The following is a 20,244-nucleotide window of genomic DNA, read 5'->3' on the forward strand; positions in this document are numbered from 1 at the left end:
ACCCGCCATGGACGACAAGATCGAGACCACAGCCGAACATGTCGAACGCGCGGTCTTCGCCCGCTGCCACGAGGTCCACGCCGATCCCGACACGCGCTGCACCGAGGTGCCCGATAAACTGGCCAACAAGCAGGCCGTGGCTGAAAAAAGCCCCGCGCAATGGGCCTACGAGCGGCTGATTCTCTATATCCAGAACTTCGAGAAGACGCTCGACAACGAGCACGAGGTCGCCATGGGCTTCGCCGGCGGCGGCCCCGGCACATTGCGGATCGAGGGGATGGGCTATTTCGACCCCGACATAGTCACCTTCTACGGCTCCGATCCTTCGGGCGCCAAGACTCAGTTGATCCAGCATGTCAGCCAGCTTGGCGTGATGCTCCGCGCCCTGCCCAAGCCGCCCGAGACCGCCGAGCCGGTGCGCATCGGCTTCCGCCTGGCGCAGGATCTCGAAACCTCGGCCTGACTGCGACGTTCCAGGCCGTGACAGCCACATCGGAATCCGTTATCCAGTCGCAAACAGTGACAACCGCACACAAGGATCGGGATCATGGCCAACGAACACAAGCACGGCGAAATGGATATCAAGGTTCAGGAAAAGACCTTCGAGGGCTTTCTAAAGGCTTCGGCCTATGTCGCGGGTGGGTCGATACTCTTTCTCGTGTTCCTGGCGATGATCAACGCCTGATTCTCACTGCGCCCGTCGGCGTGGTTGCAAAGGCCTCCGTGCGTCACCGCCGGGGGCTTTTGCCGTTCGACAGGGCTGCCCCGAGACGCGCCGTCCCAGCGGGATCGGCGCCCGTCAGCCCACCACGTACAGCATGAGGTATAGCGTCACGCCACCCGAAAGGATCGCAGCGATGACGTTCCTCGTCCATCCGCCCACAACGATTGTCGCAGCCGCCGCGGCCAGGCGCGCCGGGTCCGGCTCTCCCTCGGTCGCCGCGGGCCAAAGCACCAATGGCGCTACCAGCCCCGGCAGGATCGCCACAGCCGTATAACGCAGGTGCCGCAGCAGCCAGGGCGGCAGCGGCCTGTCCCCGACGATGCCGATAAAGAAGAACCGCAGCGCGTAACTGCCCAGCCCCAGTAGGACGATCACGGTCCAGACGGTCGCGCTGTCCATCACGCGCTCCCGTCCGGTTGCGTGCGCCGCTCGATCTCGGCCCCGGTCATCATCGCCAGGATACCGGCCGCGAACAGGCCGAGGTTATAGGGTAGAAAGGCAAGCACGAGTGCCGCCACCACCGACACCAGCGCCGCCGCCAGATGGGCGCGGGTCCGCAGCATCGGCATGATCAGCGCGATAAAGGTGATCGGCACCGCGAAGTCCAGCGCCATCCATTCCGGGATCGACGCGCCAACCACGGCACCAATCACCGTGAACAGGTACCAGAACGGACAAACCGGGGCGACCGTTCCCCAGAAATAGGCCAGCTTCTGGCGCAGCGTCCAGTGCCGCTCTCTTTCGTATCGCAAGGTCGCCAGGGCATAGCTCTGGTCGACGATGAAATACGCCGCCAACGCACGGTGCCACAGCGGCGCCGCGCCCAGATGCGGCGTCAGCGAGGCGGAATACATCGCCATTCGCAGGTTCACAGCCAACGCCGAGGCCAGAACCAGGATGACCGGCACGTTGTCGACCATTAGCTGCAACGCGGTGAACTGCGCCGCCCCCGCGATCACCGCCAGGGAAAAGGTCAGCGCCTCGAATACGTTCAGCCCGGCCTCGGTCGCCACCACGCCAAACAGCGTGGCAAAAGGCGACACCACCAGAATAAAGGGCGCCGCATCGCGCACCCCTTTCAAGAAGATCGACTTGGTGGTTTCGGTTGTCATCCCGACGCCCTAGGTTAGCATCTGTTGATGGCTGCCTATCCTGCAATGAGAGGGATCGCAATTGGCGAAGACCGACACTCCGACCGCGTATATCATCGCTCCCGACCCCAAGGCGCCGCGCCTGACGCGGGCCGTGGACGGAGTGGACCATGACGGCAATCCGACGAATATCGCCGTGGTCGAGGAACGTCCCCTGACGATCTTCCTCAACGGTCAGGAAATCGTCACCGCCATGACCATCGGCGATTACCCCGACTATCTCGCCCTCGGCTTCCTGCGAAACCAGGGGATGCTCAAGGACGGTGAGATGGTCAAGGGCGTCGATTACGACGAGGATCTCGAAACCGTCGTGGTGCGCACCGATGGCGAAACCACCTACGAGGAAAAGCTGAAGAAAAAGACCCGCACCTCGGGCTGTGCCGTGGGCACCGTCTTCGGCGACATGATGGAGGGGCTGGAGGATACGACCCTGCCCGACCTGCGGGTGAAAACCTCGGACCTCTACGCACTCGCCAGCACGATCAACCGCACCCCGTCGCTCTATCTCGAGGCCGGGGCGATACACGGCACCGTCCTGTGCCAGGGCGACCGCCCGCTGGTCTACATGGAGGATGTCGGCCGCCACAACGCTGTCGATAAGATCGCCGGCTGGATGCTGTCGGAAGGCGTATCGCCCGACGACAAGCTGCTCTATACCACCGGACGCCTGACCTCGGAAATGGTCATAAAGACCGCCCTCATGGGTATCCCCGCGCTGGCCTCCCGCTCAGGTTTCACCGCCTGGGGGGTCGAGATCGCGCGCGAGGTCGGCCTCACCCTGATCGGCCGGATGCGCGGCCGCCGGTTCGTGTGCCTTGCGGGCGAGGAACGCCTGGTACGAGACGCCGACCCGTCCTCGATCCCGGACGAAGACAAGAAGCACCGCCGCAAAAGCGCCGACGCATGAGCTACCAGTTCCAGAGCAACGCCCCGCTCGGCGTCGAGCTGTTCATCAAGGCGTCGCACCGCCAACCCATGATGAACGCGCTGCACCGCGCCTACCTGCCGATGCAGGCCTTCATCCTCGGTCTGATGGTCTTCGTCATCGCGGGGTGTATCGCCATCGGCCTCCTGCTGATCGCATGGCTCGACGTGGACGGCACGATCGGCACCCTTCCGCTCACGCTGCTGCCCTTCGCCGTCGCCGCGCTCATCTGGTTCGGCTTCATGTGCAGCATCGCGCGCGGCATGTACCGCCGAATGCTCGACTCACCGCTCTACAATGGCCCCGTCCGCTACGACGTATCGCAAAAGGGCTTCGCCATGACTTCCGACACCGCCCGCTGGTCGGTGGATTGGCCCGCAATGGACAAGGTCACGCGCCACCCTTTGGGCCTCTTCATGTATGCTGGCGGCTTCATCTACGCCATCCCGAAACAGGCCGCGCCCGCCGATCAGTATGACGCCATGTGGGACGACATCAGACACTGGTTCGAGGCCTCGCAATGACCAGGCCCCTCGGCGTGATCCTCGCGGGTGGCCTCGCCACGCGCATGGGCGGCGGCGACAAGGGGCTGCTGCCCCTGGGCGAGGGCACGATCCTTAATCAGGTCATTGCACGCCTCGGCCCGCAGGTTTCCGAAATGGCCCTCAACGCCAATGGCGACCCCTCCCGCTTCGACGCGTTCGGCCTGCCCGTTTTGCCCGACCCCCTGCCCGATTTCCCCGGGCCGCTTGTGGGAGTTCTCGCCGGGCTCGACTGGGCCGCGACGCAGGGCGCCGACACGATCGTGACAGTCGCCGCCGACACGCCCTTCTTCCCCGAAACCCTCGTCGCCCACCTCTCCGACACGGCACAGGACATGCCTCACCCCCTCGTCCTTGCCGCCACCCCGCGCGGGGAGGACGAGAAAACCAAGTCCATGTCCCGCTCCGGCCTCATCCGCCACCCCACCTTCGGCCTCTGGCCCGTGGCCCTGCGCGACGACCTCCGCGCGGCCTTGCAGGACGGCCTGCGCAAGGTCGTGATCTGGACCGAAAAGCACGGCGGCCGCGAGGCGATGTTTGACATCCCCGGCGATCCGTTCTTCAACGTGAACACGCCCGATGATCTGGCGCGGGCGCAAGACTTGATGAAAGACCGAAAATGAAACTGTACGGCATCGTAGGGTGGAAGAATGCCGGCAAGACCGGCCTGATGGAACGCCTGGTGACAGAAATCACCGGCCGCGGCTTCACCGTTTCCACCGTCAAGCACGCGCACCACTCTTTCGACGTCGACCATCCCGGCAAGGACAGCCACCGCCACCGCGTCGCCGGCGCGACCGAGGTGCTTCTGGCCTCCCGCAATCGCTTTGCCCTGATGCACGAGCTGCGCGACGAGGACGAGGCCACGCTCGACACCCTCCTGTCCAAACTCGCACCTGTCGATCTTGTCCTGATCGAAGGCTACAAGCGCGACGCCCACCCCAAGGTCGAGGCACACCGCTCGGTCACGGGCAATCCGCTCATTGCACCCGATGACCCCACCGTCCGCGCCGTGGCCAGCGACACGGCGCTAGACCTCGACCGCCCGGTCTTCAACCTCGACGACACCAGTGCCATCGCCGATTTCATCCTCGCCGAGACGGGTCTGTGAAGACTTTCGACACGGTCGCCATCGTCGACTGGTCCGGCGGAAACGACACGGGAACCAGACCCCGCAAAGACGCGATCTGGCTGGGCATCACCCGCGACGGAACCGATGCCGAACCGCAATATATACGCAACCGTATGGAAGCCGAGACGATCCTCACCGATCTCATCGAGCCTGAGACCGCCGCCAATCGCCGCCTCTTTATAGGTCTCGACTTCCCCTTCGCCTACCCGTCGGGCTTTGCCCGCGCCCTTACCGGCACCGACGATCCCTTCGCCGTCTGGGAATGGCTGACCGACCACGTCACCGACACCCCCAAGGCCAACAACCGCTTCGAGGTCGCAGGCCAGATCAACCAAGTCCTCGGCAACGGCATCGGCCCCTTCTGGGGCAATGGCCGCCCCAATCACGACGTCCCCGGCCTGCCGCGCACCAAGCAAGGCTACCGCAATCTCTTTCCCGACCGCCGCGCGGTCGAAGAGCAAGCCAAGGGCAGCTTCACCTGCTGGCAACTCTCCGGTGCCGGCGCGGTCGGCGGCCAGGTCCTCACCGGCCTGCCCGTCCTGCACCGCCTGCGCCAGCGCTTCCCCGGGCTGATCGCCACATGGCCCTTCGAGCCACTCGACACCCCCGTCGCCCTGGTGGAAATCTGGCCCGGCCTCATCAACCCCATCGTCAAGCGGGCCGAAGCACGGGGCGGCATTCGCGACGCCCACCAGGTCCGCCTGCTGGCGCGCGCCGTCGCCCGCTTGCACCCCGGTGCGCTGGCCGCCATGCTGGACGTCGACGCCCCTGTAGAAGGCTGGATCATGGGGCTTGGACACGAGGACAAACTGATGGCCGCCGCCGACGACATCCTGCACCCCCCGCCGCTGCGCGACGACTGTTTCGCCCTGCCCGCCGGTGTGGACTGGACGCCGGTGGACGACGCGCTGGCCCTGCTACAAGACCGGCTTCACACGGTCGTCGGCACCGAACCGCTGCCCCTCGACCGCGCCCTCGGCCGGATCCTTGCCGCCGATGTGACTGCCAAACGGGCCAACCCGCCCCTGCCCAACACCGCCGTCGACGGCTATGGCTTCGCCCATGCCAGCCTGACGGACGGCAACCAGACCGTGCCCCTCATCCCCGGACGCGCCGCCGCCGGCATGGCGTTCGAGGGCACCGTTCCCCCGGGCCATGCCATCCGCATCCTCACCGGCGCCGCGTTGCCCCAGGGCGTCGATACGGTCATCCTGCAAGAGGACGTCACCGCCAGCGACACCGCTATCGCCTTCCGCTCCGGCATCAAGCCTGGCGCGAACACCCGCAAGGCGGGCGAGGACGTAAAGGCGGGCGACACCATCCTCCGCCAGGGCCGCAGGCTCACCCCCGCCGACCTCGCCCTCCTGTCGGCCACCGGGAACACCGACCTTTCGGTCCACACGCCGCTGCGTGTCGCGGTGCTGTCCACCGGCGACGAACTGGTCGAACCGGGCGCCACCGCCGCCCCCGGCCAGATCTTCGACGCCAACCGCCCCATGCTCCTGGGAATGGTCGAGCAATTCGGGTTCACGCCCATCGACCTGGGACGCGCCCCCGACAACCGCGACACGCTTCGCGCCACACTCGACCGCGGCGCGCAACAGGCCGACGTGATCCTCACCTCCGGCGGCGCCTCGGCGGGCGACGAAGACCACGTCTCGGCCCTCCTGAACGAGGCCGGCGCGATGTCGCAATGGCGCATCGCCGTCAAGCCGGGCCGCCCCCTCGCACTCGGCCTCTGGAACGGCGCGCCGGTCTTCGGCCTTCCCGGCAACCCGGTTGCCGCGCTGGTCTGCACACTGATATTCGCCCGCCCCGCGATGGGACTCCTGTCGGGTCAGGGCTGGCGCCACCCACAGGGCTTTCAGGTCCCCGCCGCCTTTTCCAAGTCCAAGAAACCCGGTCGCCGCGAATACCTGCGCGCCCGCGTCACCGACGGACAGGCAGAGGTCTTCAAATCCGAAGGTTCGGGCCGGATCAGCGGCCTCAGCTGGGCCGAGGGACTGGTCGAGCTTCCCGACGGTGCGGCCACGATCTCCCCCGGCGACCCGGTCACCTACATCCCGTTCGCCAGCTTCCTCTAGGCAGTCGCTCTCACCGGTCCCGAAATACTCCCGCCGGAGCGGTATCCTTGTCGTGTCATACCTTCTCGTCGCGTGTCATCGAATGGCGGCATAGCACGACTCTTGAATGGATCGCGAAGCGTCAGGAGGTTTGATTTCTTCGATCACACACCTGCCCTGACTTGTTAACGTGCCGGACGGCTATGTACGGCCCAAGCTGATGTCCACTGGTTCTTGTGTGCCGCAAGCAGCTACATCAGAGCCGGGATTGATGCGCGCCGCACTTCGACGACACCTGCAGTTGCCCAAAATATTGGACGCTGAAGCGTTATCGATCCTTCAAAGCGAACTGGCTCGCCGGAAAAGAAACCTGTTCTCTTGAGTGCTGCATAGGGGCGATCGGCAAGACCTTGGACAGCAACAACGTGCATGCCTGCGCCGTACTGCTGGTAACCTGGCCCAAGCGGTATGCTGAACCGTCCGCCAACCACCCGGTTCAGGCCAAACTTGCACCTATGGCAAAATGAGCATTAATTTCCCTGTAGGATTTGAAGGTTTGGCGAACTATTCAAAACACTTTGAAAACCTGCAGATGCTGCTCCTGCGATAACAACTTCTCGGTTTCTCGTGAGTTTCGCACGATTTACCTGCAAATGCTGTAGACTATCGGCATAGGTTGCGACGACGGCATCCCGCACTCTCCGCTCCAGTTACCTTTTTCTTCGTGATATTGCGACTCCAGCTTCCTGCTCAACAATACCATTAAAACGATGGCCGCTTTGCCATTGGACGAATGAACTTTTGCAAATGCAGCGAAGGTCGCCTCGCTGCCCGAACGGAGCCAAAGGCCCTCCCGGTTGAGTTCATGCCTTCGGCGCATGATGTGGTCAGACGATCTCGACCCCCGCCGTTCGAAACCCGTCGAGCTGCGCGTGGGACGCGGCTCTGTTTGTCACCAGCGCTCCGATCGTCTCCACCTCCCAGGAACGCACTCGGCTGGTGCCTCCCAGCTTGGAATGATCCGCCAGCAAGATCGCCCGACCTGCCTGCGCTGCCATTGCGGCAGAGATTTCGGCCTCTTGCAGGTCGTAGAAATATGTCCCCTTTTCGGGATGCACAGCGACCGGCGCGGAAAAACACAGGTCCACCTCGAAACGCCGTATTTCCGAAAGGGTCAGCTCGCCCACCGTGGCGGGCACATCAGCTGCAATCCGACCGCCCACAAGGAGTACATCCATGTTTGCGGCCTGCAACGTCGCGGCGATATCCAGAGAATTTGTTATCACCGACACGCTGGGCACCTTCGCAAGCTCCCGAGCGAACACGGCAGTGGTCGACCCGGCATCCACCATGATCGTTTGCCCCGGCTGGATCAGGCCGACCGCTTTCTTTGCGATCTCGGACTTGGCCCGGATCTGGTTCACCATGCGCTTTTGAAACGGGTCCTCTGTCCGCGCCTCGGGCAGAACGGCACCGCCATGCACCCGTGCCACCTTTCCCGCCTCTTCAAGGTCGAGCAGGTCGCGCCGCACGGTCTCGCGCGACACCCCCATCATCTCGGCCAGATCATTTGCGCTCACCTGGTGGTTGGCCGCCAGCATCGACACGATCCGCTGATGACGCTCCTTCGCCCACATTATGCCGTCCCCTTGTTGCCGCCACGCCGTCGCATAAGCGCCAGTAACACCTTCATAGATAGGACGGCCAAGCAAACAACCGCCATTACGCAAGTCGAGAAGGCCGCTGCCTGCGACGTCAGCCCGGCATCGTCCAGTCGCATGATCGTCACGGCGGCCACGCTCAGGTCCGGTGTCGTCAGGAACACGACCGCCGACAGTGTCACCATGGAGCGCATGAAGAGAAAGAAGAAAACCGAAACCAGCATCGGCGCGATGAACGGCACCACGATGTCCCGTGCCGTACTGCCCAGCCCGGCACCAAGGCTATTGGCCGCTTCCTCTAGCGCCAGAGGTAACTGGCGGAAGCCGGTCATCAGCGTCAGGAAGCTCTGTGTGTGGTAGTGGTAAAAATTTATGATCGCGATCAGCGCGGCGGTACCGTAGAGCAGGTAAAGCGGCGTCGCCGTGGAATTGAACGTCAGGATATAGGCCAGACCCAGAACCATGCCCGGTACAGCCGCCGGCATCGCGGCCAGGATCTGGATCGGTTGCGCCACCGCCTTGGGCAGGCGTCGCAGACCGAGACCCAGAAGGAAAACCGCGACGGTCCCGCCGGCAGCGGCAGCCAGCGAGATCACGACCGTCATCCAAAGCGATGAATACCCGCCCGCCAGCGTGATATCGTAATGCTTGGGAGACAGCGCCATGTTGTAGGGCCATAGTGTGACGAAGCTGGCATAGACCACGATCCCGATCACCGAAACGATCCCGGCACAGATCAGCAATGACAGCGCCGCCATGCTGATGTCACGCAGCGGAGCGAAACTGGGTCGATAGGGCTCTTGCCCGGTGACTTGTCCGGCCTGCTGCCGTTTCATTGCCTGCCGCTCGATACTGTAGGAGATCACCGTGGGCAGCAGCAGCATGATGCCCACCACGGCCCCCATGTTGAAGTTTCGCTGCCCCACGACCTGGCTATAGATCTCGGTCGCCAGCACGGAATAATCGCCGCCGATCACGGCTGCGTTGCCAAAATCGGTGATAGTGATGGTGAAACAGACGAAGGCCGCGTTCAGGATGCCGAAGCGCGCGGCGGGCAGGGTCAGATCGCGGAATTGCCGCCACGGCGGCGCTCCCATGACCTCAGCGGCCTCGTAGGTGCGGGCGTCCAAGAGCACCAACGCCGCGCCGATGATCATCACGGCCTGTGGCAGCGCGTAGAGGGTGTTCGCGATCAACAGGCCCCAGAACCCGTAAATCTCAATTTCAACCCCAAGCACGCGACTGATTACGCCGTTGCGGCCCAGCAGGAAGATCAGCCCGAGCGCCTGTACCAGCGAGGGGGCCAGCAGAGGCAGAACGATAACGCTGCGTATCAGCCACTTGCCGCGAAAGTCACAACGGTAAAGGCCATGCGCGATGATGAACCCGAGGAACACACTCAGCGCGGTGGTCGCGCCACCCATCGCCAGCGAATGCCGCGTGGCCCGCCAGAACCCGGACGAGCCCAGCACTTCGGTGTAATTGCCCAACCCGTAACTGTCGCCGACCGTGATCGAGCGCAGGAATACGATCACCATCGGGTAGGCGAAGAACAGGATCAGGCCCAGCAGCGGCAACCCGATGCAAGCCAGCGTCAGCAGGCGGTCGGCGTCAATTCGGCGGCGCGTACGGGCGCGGGATGACGTCTCGGTGACGCTCATGCCGAGACCGCCCCGGTTCCTGCAGTGTCGTCAATGACCCATGTGCAGGCTTCGGGTGCGATGTTCAGCTCTACGCGGTCGCCCGGGTGATATGGACTGCCGCCATGCGTTTCGACCCAAAGCGACCCGGCGGGGCCGTCCACTTCCAGACGCCGCAGGTTGCCCAGGAAACTGATGCTGCGGACGACGGCCGCGCCGGTTTCGGAAGGGGTCACCTCGATCTGCTCGGGTCGGATACAGGCAAGATAGCTGTCCTCTGACGCAGGACGAGTCGACACGAGGTCGGGAAAATGCTGCGCGACCGTGTCGGCAGAGAGCAGGTTACTGATCCCCATGAACTCCGCGACAAAGCGCGTGGCGGGTCGGTGATACAGATCCTCCGGCGTCCCCGCCTGCACCACGACCCCGTGGTTCATGCAGATAATCTTGTCGGCCAGCGCCAGCGCTTCTTCCTGGTCATGCGTTACCATCAGCGTCGGTATGCCCAGCGAGCGCTGCACCTGTCTGATCTCGTCGCGCAGCACCGAGCGGACCTTGGCATCGAGCGCCGATAGCGGCTCGTCGAGCAACAGGACGCGCGGATCCACGGCAATGGCCCGCGCCAGCGCAATGCGCTGTTGCTGTCCGCCTGACAGTTGCCCCGGCAGGTTTTCGGCCACCTGCGGCAGTTTCACCAGCGCCAGCAACTCCTGCACCCGTGCGGCGATGTCGTTTTTCTGAACGCCCCGAATCTTAAGTCCATAACCGATATTCTCGGCCACCGTCATATTCGGAAAGAGCGAGTATGATTGGAACACGATCCCGAACCCCCGCTTGCGCGCCGGAAGATCCGAAAGGGTCGCGCCCTCGAGCGTGATCGTTCCTTCATCCAGTTCGGTCAGCCCTGCGATCAGCCGCAGCAAAGTCGTCTTGCCGCATCCCGACGGGCCGAGCAAGCAGACGAACTCGCCTTTCTCGATCTCGATCGACACGCGGTCGAGGGCGGTGAAATTGCCGTAGGTCTTGGTGGCGTCGCGGACTATCAGATACATGTGGGGCGTGCTTTCTCATTCGTCGGGGAGGTTCGCGACCGGCCCGTCAAGTGTCGGGGCGGCCAAGGCCGCCCCGGTCTCGGGCTTAGCGCCCGAATTTTTCTTTCCACTGATCTTTTACGGCCGTCTGATCCTCCGCCGCCTTGATGAAATCAATATCCGCCAGGATCGTCGAGATGTCCGCGGGAAGGCCGGCTTTCTCGGCCGCCTCCGACGCATCGACACCCGGCACAGTGATCAGCGCCTTGTAGGTCTGGTAAAGGCCGATCGCCTCGTCGGACATGGTCCAGTCCAGGAAGGCTTTCGCCGCTTCCTTGTTGTCCGAACTTGCCATCAGGCCCGACGCTTCCAACTCGTAGCCCACGCCGCCCTCGGGAAAGACCATCGCCAGCGGATAGCCCTCTTCGATCGACTGCATCGCGGTGAATGCCAGTGAAATGCCGACGGTATATTCACCCACGCGGGCGGATTTGCATGGCTTGGAACCCGAAGAGGTGTATTGCGCCATGTTGGGATCGACCGCGTCCAGCTGTGCCCAGCCGGCCTCTTCGCCCATGCTCTGCAGCACGGCGTTGACGTGCAGGTAGCCAGTACCGGAGGAATTCGGATCGGGCATAAGGATCTCGTCCTTGAATGCCGGGTCTTCCAGGTCGGCCCAGCTCGATGGCATCGGCAGGCCTTTTTCCTCGAGCCGTGCGGTGTTCACGCAGAAGGCGCCCATATACCCGATGGGGGCGAACCACTTGCCGTCGCCACTGCGGAATTTCTCGGGCAGCACGTCAGAGCCGGCAGCCTCGTAGGGTTCCAGCATTTCAAGGATCTGAGGGTCCATCATCGCACTGACAGCCCAACCCCAGATCACGTCAGCCTGCGGATTTTCGGCTTCGGCCAGCAGCCGCGCACCGAGCTTGCCGGTGGACAAGCGCAGGACGTTGATCTCGGTGTCCGGCATGGCGGCCTGTGCCGCTTCCACGTAGGCCGCAATTTCCTCTTCCTCGAGGGCGGTATAGACGGTCAGTTCATCGGCCAGCGCCGGCGCGGCAAGGCCAAGCGCCGCGATCGACAGCGCGGTGGTCTGTGTCCAGGTTTTCATGGTGATCTCCTTGTTGGTTCGGTTCTGTTGGCCCGGACCTGTATCCGGAAGACTGCGGACCCTTGCGATGGCCCGTTCTGGTTGCCCGACATGAAGTACGAGTCTGGGGTTATTTGTGTAGTCTTGCGTTTTTGTGGCATTTGTCTACGATAAATTTTCAAAGCACATGTTTCGCGGCCCGCCGCTCGCCGCATTTGAGGAAAAATCATGCAGTCTCTCTCGACCTTTCCGGAAACAGACCGGCTCGCCCAGTTCGCCGAAGGTTTGGCCGACGTTACGGACGCCATGGCGATGACCTATTTCCGCAAGCCGCTGGAAATCGAGGCAAAGGACGACGACTCGCCCGTCACACAGGCCGACCGTGCCATCGAGGCCGAGATGCGGCGGCAGATCACGCAAGCCTTCCCGACTCACGGCATTCTGGGAGAGGAACAGGAGAGCGCGCGACTGGAGTCCTCGCATATCTGGGTCATCGACCCGATTGATGGCACCAAGAGCTTCCTCTCCGGCATGCCTACCTTCGGCACGCTGATCGCCTGCCTCTCCGATGGCACGCCGGACCTCGGGGTGATCTCTATTCCGCCCACTGGCGAACGCTGGACCGGCCAGCGCGCTCAGCGCACAACCCTCAACGGCACGCCCTGCCAGACCAGTGGGAGAACGGCTCTGGCCGACGCGATCCTCTACACGACCAGCCCGGACAATTTCGACGCGACCGGACTGGCGCAATTCGAGACGCTATCGGAAAAGGCTGCCATGCGACGGTTCGGCGGCGATTGCTACGGCTACGGTCTTTTGGCCTCGGGCCATGTCGATCTGCTGTTCGAGATGAACTTGCACCCCTATGACTACATGGCGCTCATCCCGGTGGTCGAAGGGGCGGGAGGTGTGATCACTGACTGGGATGGCGAGCCTCTCACATTGGCATCGGACGGCAAGATTATCGCCGCCGCCAGCGCCCCCCTGCACGCAGAGGCCCTGGCTGCTCTGAGGACAACGCCATCCCGCCCGTGACCCGTGCTGGCAAGCTGGAATGTTGTTTGCCGCAGAAGCCTCTTGCGGCCAAAGGCTGGTCCAAGCCCTCAGCTGACAGATCTGAGGTGCTGCTAGGTCCCTAGGCACCTGCCTCGTTCAGTGTCTGCTGTCTGATTCCTCTGATCCGCTCCGGCTCCAGCAAGTGAAAAAAGCTTTCGGCAGCTGCGTTGTCGTGGAATTTCCCACACCGGCTCAGTCTTGCTTCGAGATTGTTCTGACGCAGGAACGTCTGCCAATCCCGGCTTGTGAACCGCGACCCCTGAGCGGAATGCACTGTCACCTGGCTTTCTGGCTTACGACGCCAGAGGGCCGTGCGCAGGGCCTGCAACGCCAGATCGGTGGTCATGCGCGATTGTGCCGGCCAACCGACAAACCTCGCTGGTGCTGCAAGTCTGCTCGGCTTTCTGGCCGGCAAAGACCCTTGCGGAACTGAAAGATTCAATTTCGGTTAGGCTACCTTGTCCCGTCTGACCTTCCGCCATCGCGGAGCGCATCGTGACCAGCGATGCGCGGACATGTTCGTGACCGGGTTGCCTATTCTTGCTCTCCACTTTTTTAGTGGAGTTTCGTTGGATCGGGGTGGTCGATCGGTGTCGGCAATGTGGCCGGATGGTAACCTGACATGCCCATCATGCGCCGCAGTGTCATGCCGAACTCCTGCGCAAGTGCCACGATGACAGCGGCCATATCGGGCCGGACAAGGTTCGCAGCCATCAGGAACGCATCCTCGCGCTCGCCCTCCGCGGCGTGGGCCACGATATTGGCGAATGTCGCCTCATCGCCGCCCAGACACCTGCACTGCACCTGGTGGCGCACCAATGGGCGGCGGCCGTGCTTGGCACAGAGGCTGCACATTTGTTCGAAATTCTGCAATTCCCTGCGTCCCGCCCTGGGACCGAGAGCCGTTGCAAAATCATTCCAGACAAGGCTTTGCGCGTCCGGCCCGTCGAACCACATGCGCAAATAGATTACAGCGCTCGCCTCTACCGGATCGAGATCGTGAAGGAAACCGACGGGTGCGCCGCCGCGGCGTTCAGGTCGATCCATCATTTCGTAAGGATCAATTTGCCGGCGCGCGTAATACGCAGAGTGTAGACCTGATCGTATAGCTGGATATGCGCCAGCCCGCCGCCATCCGTCAGCTTGCTCGCATAGTGCAGCGGGATCGTGTCGACCTCGGTCGCCCCGATGAGCGATGTATTGTCCATGGCGCCCATTCCGCCCTCCTGTCTCTCATGGTTTCGGCGCCCACGAATTGTTGCCGGGCACGATGTCGGAGGATCGGGATACTTCGGCCTGAGTGCCGATACGGCTCCGGGACCCTCCTTGAATTCGGATCTGTCGGGCGACCCCTGCACTAGAGCGCTTGGGAATGGCTGGATCCGTTTAATCTGACTTTTTTAGTAAGAATTGTCAATTGTTCGAAATTGATTTGTTTTCAATGGCTTGAAAATTCTTCCCTTGAATCGCCCGAGTTTTGCGCCTTGGCTTCCCTGAAAGCGCTCGTACCAGGACTCGACGTGCAAATATCGTCGGGTCCGATCTGTTCGAGCTCTTCCTACACAGCGGACGCCCGGCCATGCGAGCAAGCAGCGTATCCTTTCCGGGAACGCCGCCAGGCGCCGCTGATAAACTTCCCCGATAAGAATGGCCTGCCGGCATCAAAGCGGCTCAGTCCATCATCGAGAAGTAATTCGCCTGGCGATCCACCAGTTCTTCATGCGTACCCGCCTCCACGATCCGGCCTTCGTCAAGAACCACGATGCGGTCCGCGTGCCGAACGGTCTGAAGGCGGTGGGCGATGACGAGCGTCGTGCGCCCCTTAGACAAAGTATCCAACGCCGCCTGCACCTTGCGCTCCGTGCCCCTGTCCAACGCCGAAGTGGCCTCGTCCAGAAGCAGGATAGGGGGGTCGCGCAGGAAGACACGCGCGATGGCCACGCGCTGTTTCTGTCCGCCAGAGAGCATGACGCCACGTTCGCCCACCATGGTGTCGAGACCATCGGGCAACTCCGACACCATCTCGGACAATTGTGCCTGCCGAACGGCGTGCAGTATCTCCTCGTCGGATGCGTCAAGCCGCCCGTAGGCGATGTTGTCGCGCAGGGTGCCTCCGAACAGGAAGACATCCTGCGATACCAGCCCCACCTGCCTCCGCAGGCTGTCGAGGGTCATGTCCGCGACGGACCGGCCATCAATCCGGACGTCGCCAGACGTCGGTGCATAGAACCGCGGAAGCAAGGCCATCAGCGTGCTTTTGCCCGCGCCGGACGGCCCCACCAGCGCAACCGTCTGGCCTGGCTCGACGGAGAGGGACACGCCGTGCAGCACACCTCGCGCGCCGTCGTAGGTAAAGGTCACGTCGTCGAATTCGATCCGCCCGGTCAGGTCCGGCGCGGGCCTGGCATCCGGCGCGTCGGCGATCTCCGCCCGCTCTGCAAGCAGCGCCTGAAACCGCTGGAACCCGGCGATGCCGCGCGGATAGGTCTCGACCACCGCCGCGATCTTTTCCAGCGGGCGGAAGAATACGCCCACCAGCAGCAGGAAAGCCACGAAGCTGCCCGTCGACAACGAACCGGAAAAGACATAGCCTGCGCCCGCCACCATCACGATCACCTGCACAGAGCGCAGCCCCATGTAATGCAGCGTCGTCAGCGCCGCCATGATGCGGTAGGCCTCCAGCTTGGTCTTGCGATACCCGCGGTTGGCATCCGCGAAAAGTTCGCGTTCATGCGCCTCGTTGGTAAAGGCCTGCACCACGCGAATGCCGCCCAGCGTTTCCTCCAGCCGCACGTTGAACTGCCCGACCCGGCCATAGATCGCCTGCCACGCCCGGGTCATGCGTCCGCCATAGACCGCCAGAAGCACCACCATCACCGGCACGATCACCGCCGTCATCAGCGCCAGCGGCACGTGCAGCCACAGCATCAGGGCGAAGGCTCCGATGAAGGTCATGATGGCGATGAACAGATCCTCGGGGCCGTGATGCGCCACCTCGCCGATCTCTTCGAGGTCGCGGGTGACGCGCGCCACCAGCTTGCCGGTCTCGGCCTTGTCGAACCAGCCCCAGTTCAGCCGGGTCAGGTGGTCGAAGGCGCGGGCGCGCATCTCGGTCTCGATGTTGATGCCCAGCTTGTGGCCCCAGTAGATCACAACGGCCATGAGGCCTGCGTTGATCAGGTACACCACCACCAGTCCGACGGCGGCCCACATGGTCAGCGCCCATTCCCCGCGCGGCAGCAGATGGTCGATGAACCCCGCCACGGCCAGCGGAAAGGCCAGTTCCAGCAAGCCCGAGATCACCGCGCAGCCGAAATCCAGCCAGAAAAGGCCCATATGCGGGCGGTAATACTCGAAAAACTGGCGCAGCATGGGAATTTCCTCGGGACCGGGCCGCGTCTGACCGGCGCGGCTCATGCTCTCGATCCACCGTTTAAAAGAGCATTGCGCTGCCGTCCAGTAGGCGGCCGTCCGCGACTCACCTTTCTGAAATCCTCTTTCGGTCAACCACTTGCGCGCTTGCTCCACCTCGAACTTTTCGGTGGCGAAAAAAATTTGGCGGTCGCTTTCGGGGAACGGCAGGCTGGCCAGTGCCGACAGCGGCGTTCCCCCCTTGCCCCGGATACACCAGCGCAGTGTGACACCTTCGGGATGCAGTACCTTCTGAATGTCTTCCGAATGCGGCACGACGATCGCAGCCGCGCCGCACGCGTCGCGCGGCAAGGCGGAGAGGATCCGATGCGGGCGGCTTCGGATGCCTCGGCATGGTGCGCGAACCTTGCGAACTGAAAAGGCGGGAAATCGCAGAGGCGCGACACCGAACCGACCGCGCATTCGCGGTGAACCTCATTCCAGCTGCGACCGACCCCGACCTCTTCGCCGAACAGCTGAGGGCCTGTAAGGACGAAGGCATCGAAACTCTGGCCTTCTTCCGGGACGTCATGCCGGAGGCCGTTGCGCGCGCCAACGACCTTGGTCTGCAGGTCGTCTACCAGGTGGGCTCGGTCGGCCAGGCCCGCGCCGCGGAAGCGGCCGGCGCGGCCGCAATCATCGCCCAGGGCGTCGAGGCAGGCGGCCATGCGCACGGCGCCGTATTTTCTCTGGTTCTGGTGCCGCAGGTGGCCGCCGCAACCGACTTGCCTGTTATCGCCTCGGGCGGTTTCGCGACCGGGCGCAGCCTCGTCGCGGCCTAGGCGCTCGGTGCGCAGGGCATCTATTCCGGCACGGCGTTCCTCGCGGCAACGGAGTCCTTTGCGCACGATCTGCACAAGCAGCGCGTCGTGGAGGCGGCGTCGGACGAGACGGCCCATACGGACGCCTTCGTCATCAACTTGCCCAAGGGCGCCGCGATCAGGGTCCTGCGCTCCGCCGTGACCGACAGCCTGGGCGACCGACTCTTCGGCCACGACCGCGAAAAGATTCCCCGCCAACGGATCGCCGACGAGGACGGCAAGCCGATCTATCGCTGGAGCACGGATTCCCCGCTGCCGATATCGTGGCGGATATCCTCGAGGAGGCCCGCGCACAGGTTGCCCGGATCCGCGGGAACTGATGCGTGCAATGCCCGACAAAGGCTGTCGGCGCCTGTAATGCGCCTGTCATCAGCCAGCCATCATGGATCTCAGCTGCCCCAATGAGGCTTCACGATCTCCGTGTCGCTCACCAGGCGCATCCCCAAATGGGCCGGCGGCGATCCGACGGCGCATCCGCCGCGGGCGGGGTCGCGGATAAGGTAGGACATCGCGGCGACATGTTCGCCGCCGACGTAGAACGCAGGACAGCGTGACGGATCGGCGTCGCCCGATGCGCCTGAGAAACATTCCTGCGTCCACTCCCATACGCTTCCGTCAAGATCGGCAACACCCTCTGGAGAGGTCGAAAAACTCCCCCGCGGCTTCAGCGCACGCGGCGCCAAGCCTTCGACCAAGTAGGTCGAGGCCCATGTGAGCGAAGGATCGGTGAAGATCGGATCGGCTTCGTCCGGCAGAACGGATGCCGCCATCTCGGTCCACTCGCCTGCGGTGGGCAGTCGGAAAGTCACGCCTGTCGCGTTATTGATCCACTCAAGATATTCACCGACATCGACAAAGCTCAGGCCCGTCGCGGGCGTCGCCTGCGCGTCCTGGTCCGGCCGGACCCGCAGACGCAGGGTGCAGGCGCCCTGATCGTGGCAAATGTTCCATTCGGCCACGCTGACCTCGTACTTCTGGACGTAGAGCTTTGCTCCGGTCGACAGCGTGACGGGGGTTGCCGCCATTTCCGGCAGCTGCGCCGGATCGTATCTGGCACCGCGCCGGGTCAGCGCGGTGCCGAGAAGAACCGCCGCGATGACCAACAGCGCAACCAGAAGAAGGGACACCTTCAGGCCGAGCTTCCATGTCATCGCGGCGGTCATGTTCCCGCTCCTTTCGATCAGCTTTCGAACGGTCGCGGCTCCACGACCTGTTCCATCAGGGTGGTGTTCCACTCGCCCTCGACGACGAAGTGCGCGGTCCCGCCCAGCATCGCGCCGATGATCAGGTTGTGGTTCACGTAGGCATAGACGCCCGGCTGCTCGAAGGTGTACATCGCCGCCGCCGCGCTCCCGCCACGGACGAACCACGTCTCCATGCCCGTGAGCGGCGGATCGGTGAACGAGCTTTCCCAGACATAGTTGCCATGCCCGCCGATCAGGTGCGGACGGCTGTCCACGTTGCACGAGTTGTGCACCATCAGGACCGTCTCGCCGACCTTCGCCTTCAACGCGTGTTCGCCGGTCAGCGCACCGACCGCGCCGTTTAACACCTGGTGCGTCGGCACGAGCGTGCGCATCGCGTCAAGACTGTCGGCATAGTCGTCGCCGGCGGCGTCATAGCTCTTGTAGTCGCCGTTCTCGTCCATCGGAAGGTAGTAGTCCTGCTCACCGATATAGGCGATGCTGTCATAGCGCAGCGGATTGCCCTGCCCGTCTTTCAGCCCGTCCCGCGGCAGCACCATGATGGCGCCGTTCATGCCATGCGCGACGTGATACGGGATCATCGCGCCACCCGGGGCACAGTGATAGGTAAAGCATCCCGGTTTGGTCGCCTTCCAGCGCAGCACGCATTCCTCGCCGGGATAGACATGGGTCAGGCCACCGCCGCCCAGCGCACCCGTGGAGGCGTGGAAGTCGATATTGTGCTCCATCATCGAATCTGCGGGGTTGCGCAGGGTCAGCTCGACCATGTCGCCCTCGTGGCAGATGATCAGCGGGCCGGGCACCGAACCGTTATAGGTCAACGCCCAGACGCTGGCCCCGGTGTCTTCGTCGACGACCATCAGGCGCTCTTCGGTGACCATGGTGATCTCGATGATCTTGGGCCCACCGGTGGCGACCTGCTCGTGTTCCGGCGCGAAGGGCGGCGCCACAAGCTCCTGCTTGACGCGGGTATAGCCTGACAGGTCCGCCGGTTTCGCGGTGCTGGCGGACGCACCGTCTGCGGCCGCCTTGTGAAGGTTACGCGAGACCGCGTCGGCCTTCAGCGGCTGCTGCGGGCGGCGGGCCGCCATTGCGCCCGCGCCGGTCATGGCGGCGGCGCCGGCCAGGATCGATCCACGCAGCACGTTGCGGCGACTGGTTTTCATAAGGCCTGGGTTGATGAACTTGGTCATTCTATCCTCCTGGGAAATGGGTGCGGCGGGCAACCCCGCGCGCACCGCTGCATCACATGTTGCTCAGTTGCTCTTCGAAACGGGCCTTGGCCTTCTTCGGCACGCGCCCCTCAAGAAAGCCCTCGGGCGCCTCGACATCGCCAACGGCGATGGTCATCACCATTCCCATGGCGTAGTGCGGCTTGCAGATCACGGCATAGACACCTTCGGTGTCCAACGTGACCTCGATCTGCTCGTTGATCTTGCCCTTGAAGCCCTCGGCGCCGTCCGGGATCATGTCCTTCGCGGTCTCGGCGTTGTGGCCCTTGTCGGCGGCGACGAACTTGATCGTGTCGCCGGGCGCGGCCTGCACGAAGGCCGGCTCGAATACCATGCGCTCGCCATCCGCGCCCTTGTTCAGCATCTTGACTTCGAATGTTTCGGCGAAGGCAGCGCTCCCCATCAGGGCCGCGAGTGCCAGGCCGGTTGCCAGTGTGCGGATCATCGGTCTCTTCCTTTCGGATTTCTGTTTCGGTTGACTGAAACATACCGCGTCCCCGCCGATCGCTTTTTGCTCTGGCACAAACTTCTGCGCGATGACGTGGAAAATGCGTGTT

Annotated in this window: 20 protein-coding genes and 2 pseudogenes; 9 read left to right on the top strand and 13 right to left on the bottom strand. The window is 63.4% G+C overall.

The features are described from left to right. The first annotated feature begins 7 nt into the window (after positions 1-7). On the top strand, positions 8-463 hold the full coding sequence (locus ACQY4V_RS16345) for a hypothetical protein (RefSeq protein WP_428513465.1): 456 nt from the start codon (positions 8-10) through the stop codon (positions 461-463). A gap of 84 nt (positions 464-547) precedes the next feature. Beyond that, complete coding sequence (locus ACQY4V_RS16350) at positions 548-685, top strand: aa3-type cytochrome c oxidase subunit IV (RefSeq protein ID WP_428513467.1); 138 nt, start codon at positions 548-550, stop codon at positions 683-685. Between the two features lie 114 nt (positions 686-799). On the opposite strand, the gene ACQY4V_RS16355 is transcribed toward ACQY4V_RS16350, so the two are convergent. Both ACQY4V_RS16355 and ACQY4V_RS16360 read right to left on the bottom strand, forming a co-directional pair. Next, entirely contained in the window at positions 800-1,123 is a 324-nt protein-coding gene (locus ACQY4V_RS16355) for an AzlD domain-containing protein (protein ID WP_428513469.1), read from the bottom strand. Continuing rightward, positions 1,123-1,836 carry an AzlC family ABC transporter permease gene (locus ACQY4V_RS16360; protein ID WP_428513471.1) on the bottom strand — a complete coding sequence of 238 codons (714 nt, stop codon included), beginning with the start codon at positions 1,834-1,836 and terminating at the stop codon, positions 1,123-1,125. The genes ACQY4V_RS16355 and ACQY4V_RS16360 overlap by 1 nt, the downstream gene beginning before the upstream one ends. A gap of 61 nt (positions 1,837-1,897) precedes the next feature. Here ACQY4V_RS16360 and fdhD point away from each other — a divergent pair, with 61 nt between their 5' ends. From fdhD to ACQY4V_RS16385, 5 genes are read left to right on the top strand one after another with little or no spacing between them, the layout of a single operon-like run. Continuing rightward, positions 1,898-2,782, top strand: coding sequence for a formate dehydrogenase accessory sulfurtransferase FdhD (gene fdhD / locus ACQY4V_RS16365; RefSeq protein ID WP_428513473.1), 885 nt, complete (start codon positions 1,898-1,900; stop codon positions 2,780-2,782). Further along, entirely contained in the window at positions 2,779-3,324 is a 546-nt protein-coding gene (locus ACQY4V_RS16370; protein WP_428513475.1) for a YcxB family protein, read from the top strand. Before fdhD ends, ACQY4V_RS16370 begins: the two co-directional genes overlap by 4 nt. Continuing rightward, positions 3,321-3,965: a molybdenum cofactor guanylyltransferase MobA gene (mobA, locus tag ACQY4V_RS16375; protein ID WP_428513477.1), complete on the top strand. Its 645-nt coding sequence runs from the start codon at positions 3,321-3,323 to the stop codon at positions 3,963-3,965. The genes ACQY4V_RS16370 and mobA overlap by 4 nt, the downstream gene beginning before the upstream one ends. Next, positions 3,962-4,453: a molybdopterin-guanine dinucleotide biosynthesis protein B gene (gene mobB, locus ACQY4V_RS16380; RefSeq protein ID WP_428513479.1), complete on the top strand. Its 492-nt coding sequence runs from the start codon at positions 3,962-3,964 to the stop codon at positions 4,451-4,453. Before mobA ends, mobB begins: the two co-directional genes overlap by 4 nt. Beyond that, on the top strand, positions 4,450-6,558 hold the full coding sequence (locus tag ACQY4V_RS16385) for a molybdenum cofactor synthesis domain-containing protein (protein ID WP_428513481.1): 2,109 nt from the start codon (positions 4,450-4,452) through the stop codon (positions 6,556-6,558). The genes mobB and ACQY4V_RS16385 overlap by 4 nt, the downstream gene beginning before the upstream one ends. Before the next feature lie 866 nt (positions 6,559-7,424). Here ACQY4V_RS16385 and ACQY4V_RS16390 read toward each other — a convergent pair. The 4 genes from ACQY4V_RS16390 to ACQY4V_RS16405 all read right to left on the bottom strand — a co-directional run bounded on the left by ACQY4V_RS16390 (position 7,425) and on the right by ACQY4V_RS16405 (position 11,983). After that, positions 7,425-8,174 (bottom strand): DeoR/GlpR family DNA-binding transcription regulator, encoded by a 750-nt coding sequence (locus tag ACQY4V_RS16390; protein WP_428513483.1) that lies wholly within the window; start codon positions 8,172-8,174, stop codon positions 7,425-7,427. Next, positions 8,174-9,859 carry an ABC transporter permease subunit gene (locus ACQY4V_RS16395; RefSeq protein ID WP_428513485.1) on the bottom strand — a complete coding sequence of 562 codons (1,686 nt, stop codon included), beginning with the start codon at positions 9,857-9,859 and terminating at the stop codon, positions 8,174-8,176. Before ACQY4V_RS16395 ends, ACQY4V_RS16390 begins: the two co-directional genes overlap by 1 nt. Further along, the gene (locus tag ACQY4V_RS16400) at positions 9,856-10,890 is read right to left on the bottom strand and encodes an ABC transporter ATP-binding protein (RefSeq protein ID WP_428513487.1); all 1,035 of its coding nucleotides are present in this window, start codon (positions 10,888-10,890) and stop codon (positions 9,856-9,858) included. Before ACQY4V_RS16400 ends, ACQY4V_RS16395 begins: the two co-directional genes overlap by 4 nt. Before the next feature lie 85 nt (positions 10,891-10,975). Continuing rightward, positions 10,976-11,983, bottom strand: a complete 1,008-nt coding sequence (locus ACQY4V_RS16405; protein ID WP_428513489.1) for an ABC transporter substrate-binding protein — start codon at positions 11,981-11,983, stop codon at positions 10,976-10,978. Between the two features lie 207 nt (positions 11,984-12,190). On the opposite strand from ACQY4V_RS16405, the gene hisN reads away from it, so the two are divergent. Next, entirely contained in the window at positions 12,191-12,997 is an 807-nt protein-coding gene (gene hisN / locus ACQY4V_RS16410) for a histidinol-phosphatase (RefSeq protein ID WP_428513491.1), read from the top strand. Positions 12,998-13,136: 139 nt separating this feature from the next. On the opposite strand, the pseudogene ACQY4V_RS16415 reads toward hisN, so the two are convergent. From ACQY4V_RS16415 to ACQY4V_RS16430, 4 genes and pseudogenes are all read right to left on the bottom strand, one after another. Continuing rightward, positions 13,137-13,394 (bottom strand): annotated as a pseudogene (locus ACQY4V_RS16415) (DDE-type integrase/transposase/recombinase); the annotation flags it as partial. A gap of 179 nt (positions 13,395-13,573) precedes the next feature. Next, complete coding sequence (locus ACQY4V_RS16420) at positions 13,574-14,065, bottom strand: hypothetical protein (RefSeq protein WP_428513493.1); 492 nt, start codon at positions 14,063-14,065, stop codon at positions 13,574-13,576. Next, positions 14,065-14,235 carry a hemin uptake protein HemP gene (hemP, locus tag ACQY4V_RS16425; protein WP_420556851.1) on the bottom strand — a complete coding sequence of 57 codons (171 nt, stop codon included), beginning with the start codon at positions 14,233-14,235 and terminating at the stop codon, positions 14,065-14,067. The genes ACQY4V_RS16420 and hemP overlap by 1 nt, the downstream gene beginning before the upstream one ends. 454 nt (positions 14,236-14,689) lie before the next feature. Then, complete coding sequence (locus ACQY4V_RS16430) at positions 14,690-16,741, bottom strand: ABC transporter transmembrane domain-containing protein (RefSeq protein ID WP_428513495.1); 2,052 nt, start codon at positions 16,739-16,741, stop codon at positions 14,690-14,692. A gap of 41 nt (positions 16,742-16,782) precedes the next feature. Between ACQY4V_RS16430 and ACQY4V_RS16435 the strand changes: the two are divergent. Beyond that, a pseudogene (locus tag ACQY4V_RS16435) lies at positions 16,783-17,655 on the top strand (nitronate monooxygenase). Here the strand turns inward: ACQY4V_RS16435 and ACQY4V_RS16440 are convergent. Genes ACQY4V_RS16440 through ACQY4V_RS16450 form a run of 3 tightly spaced genes read right to left on the bottom strand, consistent with a single transcriptional unit; the run spans position 17,640 to position 20,132 of the window. Further along, entirely contained in the window at positions 17,640-18,413 is a 774-nt protein-coding gene (locus ACQY4V_RS16440; RefSeq protein ID WP_428513497.1) for a formylglycine-generating enzyme family protein, read from the bottom strand. The pseudogene ACQY4V_RS16435 and the gene ACQY4V_RS16440 overlap by 16 nt on opposite strands. A gap of 17 nt (positions 18,414-18,430) precedes the next feature. Continuing rightward, entirely contained in the window at positions 18,431-19,648 is a 1,218-nt protein-coding gene (gene nirK / locus ACQY4V_RS16445; protein WP_428513499.1) for a copper-containing nitrite reductase, read from the bottom strand. Between the two features lie 52 nt (positions 19,649-19,700). Then, a complete protein-coding gene (locus tag ACQY4V_RS16450; protein ID WP_428513501.1) occupies positions 19,701-20,132 on the bottom strand; it encodes a pseudoazurin in 432 nt (143 codons plus the stop codon). Positions 20,133-20,244: the final 112 nt, after the last annotated feature.

Origin of the sequence: Roseovarius sp. (genome assembly GCF_965277045.1) — a bacterium.
Lineage (GTDB): Bacteria > Pseudomonadota > Alphaproteobacteria > Rhodobacterales > Rhodobacteraceae > Roseovarius.